The organism is Actinomyces polynesiensis (assembly GCF_000820725.1).
Taxonomy (GTDB): Bacteria; Actinomycetota; Actinomycetes; order Actinomycetales; family Actinomycetaceae; genus Pauljensenia; species Pauljensenia polynesiensis.
In genome coordinates, this window is sequence record NZ_CCXH01000267.1 from 1 (window position 1) to 4,835 (window position 4,835).

Consider the following 4,835-nt stretch of genomic DNA (forward strand, 5'->3'; position numbering starts at 1 on the left):
CTCGACCAAAAGCGCTGTGCCGTGCTAGCGTGTCCGATGTCAGGACCCAGCAGCCTTGAAATCGCGGCCTTTGGGACCCGGCATCGGTCACACTCTCAGTCCAGGTAGTCGCGCAGCACCTGCGAGCGTGAGGGGTGGCGCAGCTTCGACATGGTCTTGGACTCGATCTGGCGGATCCGTTCACGCGTGACGCCGTAGACCTTGCCGATCTCGTCGAGGGTCTTGGGCTGGCCGTCCCCGAGGCCGAAGCGCATGGACACGACGCCGGCCTCGCGTTCGGAGAGCGTGTCCAGCACACGGTGCAGCTGCTCCTGGAGCAGCGTGAAGGAGACCGCGTCGGCGGGCACGATCGCCTCGGAGTCCTCGATGAGGTCGCCGAACTCGGAGTCACCGTCCTCACCGAGCGGCGTGTGCAGGGAGATGGGCTCGCGACCGTACTTCTGGACCTCGACGACCTTCTCGGCCGTCATGTCCAGCTCCTTGGCGAGCTCCTCGGGGGTGGGTTCGCGACCGAGGTCCTGGAGCATCTGGCGCTGGACGCGCGCGAGCTTGTTGATGACCTCGACCATGTGGACCGGGATGCGGATGGTGCGGGCCTGGTCGGCCATGGCGCGGGTGATCGCCTGGCGGATCCACCACGTGGCGTACGTCGAGAACTTGTAGCCCTTGGTGTAGTCGAACTTCTCCACCGCGCGGATCAGGCCGAGGTTGCCCTCCTGGATGAGGTCCAGGAACTGCATCCCGCGCCCCGTGTAGCGCTTGGCCAGGGACACGACCAGACGCAGGTTGGCCTCCAGGAGGTGGTTCTTCGCGTTCTGGCCGTCCTGTGCGATGAAGTGGAGCTCGCGGCGCTGCTTGGAGGTCATGGAGTCGGCCTCGTTCTTCAGCTTGTACTCCGCGTAGAGCCCGGCCTCAATGCGCCTGGCCAGGTCGACCTCCTGCTCGGCGTTCAGCAGGGAGACCTTGCCGATCTGCTTGAGGTAGTCCTTGACGGGGTCGGCGGTGGCGCCGGCCACCGTGACCTGCTGGACGGGCTCATCGGTGTCGTCGGAGTCGGAGACCACGAACCCGCCCTTGGCCCGGATCGCCGTCGGGCGTGCGGGGGTGCCGGAGTGGTCGCCGGAGGGCGTGTCGGTGTCGTCGCCCGGGCCGGAGTCCTCCTGGCCCGGGTCGGCGTCGGCAGCCGTGTCCGTGTCCTCGTCCGTGGAGTCGTCCACACCGGGGGTCGGGGAGTCGTCCTCGTCCTCGTCGAGCACCTCGATGTCGATGTCCTCCGAGGTGACGTCCTCGACCTCGGGGTCGGCATCCTTCTTCCGCGACGCCTTCGCCTTCGCGGTGGACCTGCCGGCGGACCCGGCCTTCGCGGAGGAGGACTTCCTGGTGGTGCCGGAGCGGCGCGACGTGGACCGCTTCGCCGGGGCCTTGGTGGCGGTGTCGGCGGCCTGCTCGGACACGGCCCCCTCCTGGGAGGTCTCTGCCGCCGGGGCGGACTTCTTCCGGTGGGTCTTCTTCGTCGGGCTCTTCTTCGTGGGGGTCTTCCCTGTGGTGGACTTCTTCGCGGAGGACGACGCAGCGGTGCTCGCGGCCTTCGCGGTGGTGGACTCCGGGCCGGTGGTCTCCTCCGCCGTCCGGGTCTTCCGCGCGGTCGGGGAGTCCTTCAGTGCGCGGGGTGAGGCAGTGCGGGATGCAGTCACACGTATCCCTTTCTCAGGATGGTCGGGGGGTGGCGCCGGCGGGCTGTTCACAATTATAATGCCCGCTCCCCGGAACTTCTCTCAGGGCTGAGGGTGGTATGTGGTCGTGATCACCGGGCACGGCGCGTCGAGCAGGATGCGTGAGGCGTTCGGGCCCACGGTCGTGTGACCGGAGCCACCCGGGCGCAACCCGAGCACCACGGCCGAGGCGTCCACGGCCTGCGCCGCGTCGAGGACGGCGTCCGCCACGTCCTGCTCCGGTTCCGTGTGGCGGATCTCGAAGGGGACGTCCGCGCGCCCCAGGTGCGCCCACAGCCTGTCCTCGGCGTCCTCCACGGTGCGCGGGTCCTCCTGGCCGGTCCGCCGCGCGAGCACCACCACCAGGGAGGTGGCGTGTTCCCCCGCGATCCTCAGCGCCTCCTGGAGGGCCACCTCCGACTCACGGTTGCCGTGGTAGCTGAGAACGATGGCCATGACTCCTCCGAGGTCCGGGAACCCTCCCATGATAGGTGCGCCACGCGCTCCGGCCCCTGCGCCTCCGGCAGCCGGACGCCGGTCCCACGCGGTCGGCTACCCTGACGCCATGACCTCCAGCGCCGATGTCGCACACGCGGAGGGTGCGGTCCCCGTTCCCCTCGCCGACCTCGCCCGACGGACCGACGTCGCCACCCGGACCGCGCTGCGGCGCACCCTGGACGACCTCGGTCCCTCCTCACTCCTCGAGCCCCTGGAGGGCGCCGCCCTGCAGGCCGCCTCGGGTGGGAAGCGCCTGCGCGGCACCTTCGCGTTCATCGGGGCGGCCATCGCCGACGGGCTGCCCGCGGGCGATGCGGAGGTGGACCCGCTGGCCGCGGCCCTGGAGCTCTACCAGGCCTCGGCACTGGCCCACGACGACCTCATCGACCACTCGTCCACCAGGCGTGGTCGCCCCACCCCCCACGTCCTCTTCGCCACCCAGCACCGCGCCGCGGGCTGGTGGGGCTCCGCGGAGGAGTACGGGGTGGCAGGGGCCGTCCTCGTGGGTGACCTCCTCCTCTCCGCGGCGGACCACACGGTGGCCCGGGCCGCGCGGGACCTCGGGCACCGGCGCGGGTGCGACCTGCTCGGACGTTTCACGCTCATGCACGCCGAGGTGGCGCTGGGCCAGTACCTCGACGTGCGTGCCGAGCAGGTGCCGCTCGACGCCGAGGACCCGACGGCGGTGCGGCTCGCCGACACCCTCGAGGTGGTGCGCCGGAAGTCGGCGCGGTACAGCGTCGTCCACCCCCTGGCCCTCGGGGTCATCGCCGGGGGCGGCGACGCGGACCTGCTGGCAGCCGTGGAGTCCGTGACGGGCCCCTGGGGCACCGCCTTCCAGCTGCGCGACGACGACCTGGGGGTGTTCGGTGAGCCCGGGGCGACGGGCAAACCCGCGGGCGGTGACCTCCTCGAGGGGAAGCGGACCCCGCTGCTGGCGCTGACCTGGAAGCGGGCCGACCCCGCCGAACGCCGTGAGCTCGCCGCCGGCCTCGGTCAGTCCGGGGTCACCGCCGAGCAGCTCGCACGGATGGTCGACATCGTCGGGCGCCGCGGGCGCGGGGCCCACGAGGCGATGATCTCGGGGCTCGTCGACGAGGGCGGGCGCGCCCTCGTGGATGCGGGGCTCGAGCCCCGCGCCACCGCGCTGCTGGCGGGCCTGGGCGACCTGCTCACCCGGCGCCGGGCCTGAGACCCGGCGCCCGACCGTTCCCGGGGGCCGGAGCTGCGCGGCGCCCCCGACCCGGATCAGAACGCGAGGGTGCCCGCGATGGTGTTGACGAGGTGGTGGCGCCCCGCCAGCAGGGCCTCCATGGGCGTGCCGCCGAGCTCCTCGCGTTCGGTGTGGAGCCAGGCCACGGCCTCCTCGTCGGAGAACCCCCCGTCGGCGAGCAGGGTGAGGGTCCCCGGCAGGTTCCACAGGGGCTCCCAGCCGTGCTCCCCCTGCGTGATGATCTCCGCGGGCACGGCACGCGACCCGTCGGGAGCGGTGACCAGGAAGAGCTGACGGTCGCGGACGAGCTGCTTGATGCGACGCGGCTCGATGCCGAGCCTGCGCGCGGCCTCGTCGATGGTGAGGAGGTCTGTCGGTGAATCCATGGCCACCAGCCTACGACCCGACCCCGCCCTCCACCTCGGCCGTGGGCGGCGTGGTCAGCGCAGGTCGCCCGTGGAGGGTCCCGTAGAATCCGAGACGTGAGTCCCTCCGGTCCGGCAGCCCCCTCGAGCCCGGGCTCCCCCCTGTCCGCCCAGGGGCAGACGGCACCGCCGGCCCCGCCCCCGCCAGACGCGGCCCCGGGGGCAGACCCCCTGATCGGACTCCTGGTGGACGGGCGCTACCGCATCCGCGCACGCCTGGCGCGAGGCGGCATGGCCACCGTCTACGTCGCGGAGGACGAGCGGCTCGACCGACCCGTCGCCCTCAAGGTCATGCACCCCCACCTCGCCGAGTCCGCGGACTTCGTCACCCGGTTCCGTCGCGAGGCACGCTCCGCGGCCCGCATCGTCCACCCCGGGGTCGTCTCCGTGTTCGACCAGGGTGTCGTCCACGGCCAGGGGTTCCTCGTGATGGAACTCATCGACGGACCCAACCTGCGCACCCTGCTGCGCGCCCAGGGGGCCTTCACGGTCGCCCAGGCGCTGCGCTACACGCAGGAGGTCCTCGAGGCCCTCCAGGCCGCCCACCGTGCCGGCGTCATCCACCGCGACATCAAGCCGGAGAACGTCCTCGTCCCGGCAGAGGGACCGGTGCGCGTCACCGACTTCGGGCTGGCCCGCGCGGCCTCAGAGGTCTCGATGTCCTCCACCGGCTCCATGCTCGGCACCGTCGCCTACATGGCGCCCGAGATCGCCACGACCGGCACCACCGACGCGCGCACCGACATCTACTCCGTGGGGATCATGCTCGACGAGATGCTGACGGGGCGGGTCCCCTGGGACGGGGAGAGCGCGATGCGCATCGCCTACTCCCATGTCCACGACGACGTCCCCCTGCCCTCCAGGGACCAGCCGTGGATCCCCCGTGAGGTGGACGACCTCGTCGCGGCCCTGGCCGCACGCGACCCCCACGAACGTCCCTCGGACGCCCGCGAGGCACTGGAGCTCGTCGCCCGCACACGCGCCTCG

5 protein-coding genes are annotated in these 4,835 nt (G+C 72.0%); 2 read left to right on the forward strand and 3 right to left on the reverse strand.

All coding sequences use genetic code 11. The features are described from left to right. Nucleotides 1–95 precede the first annotated feature (95 nt). Nucleotides 96–1,745, reverse strand: coding sequence for an RNA polymerase sigma factor (locus TA90_RS11355; protein WP_074015389.1), 1,650 nt, complete (start codon nt 1,743–1,745; stop codon nt 96–98). Nucleotides 1,746–1,775: 30 nt separating this feature from the next. Further along, on the reverse strand, nt 1,776–2,168 hold the full coding sequence (locus tag TA90_RS11360; RefSeq protein WP_043536569.1) for a universal stress protein: 393 nt from the start codon (nt 2,166–2,168) through the stop codon (nt 1,776–1,778). Nucleotides 2,169–2,277: 109 nt separating this feature from the next. On the opposite strand from TA90_RS11360, the gene TA90_RS11365 reads away from it, so the two are divergent. Further along, the gene (locus TA90_RS11365; RefSeq protein WP_052450813.1) at nt 2,278–3,402 is read left to right on the forward strand and encodes a polyprenyl synthetase family protein; all 1,125 of its coding nucleotides are present in this window, start codon (nt 2,278–2,280) and stop codon (nt 3,400–3,402) included. Between the two features lie 56 nt (nt 3,403–3,458). On the opposite strand, the gene TA90_RS15260 is transcribed toward TA90_RS11365, so the two are convergent. Next, complete coding sequence (locus TA90_RS15260) at nt 3,459–3,809, reverse strand: Rv2175c family DNA-binding protein (RefSeq protein WP_052450814.1); 351 nt, start codon at nt 3,807–3,809, stop codon at nt 3,459–3,461. Between the two features lie 210 nt (nt 3,810–4,019). On the opposite strand from TA90_RS15260, the gene TA90_RS11375 reads away from it, so the two are divergent. Then, nucleotides 4,020–4,835, forward strand: an 816-nt coding sequence (locus TA90_RS11375) for a protein kinase domain-containing protein (protein ID WP_043536574.1), incomplete at its 3' end; no start/stop codon positions are given.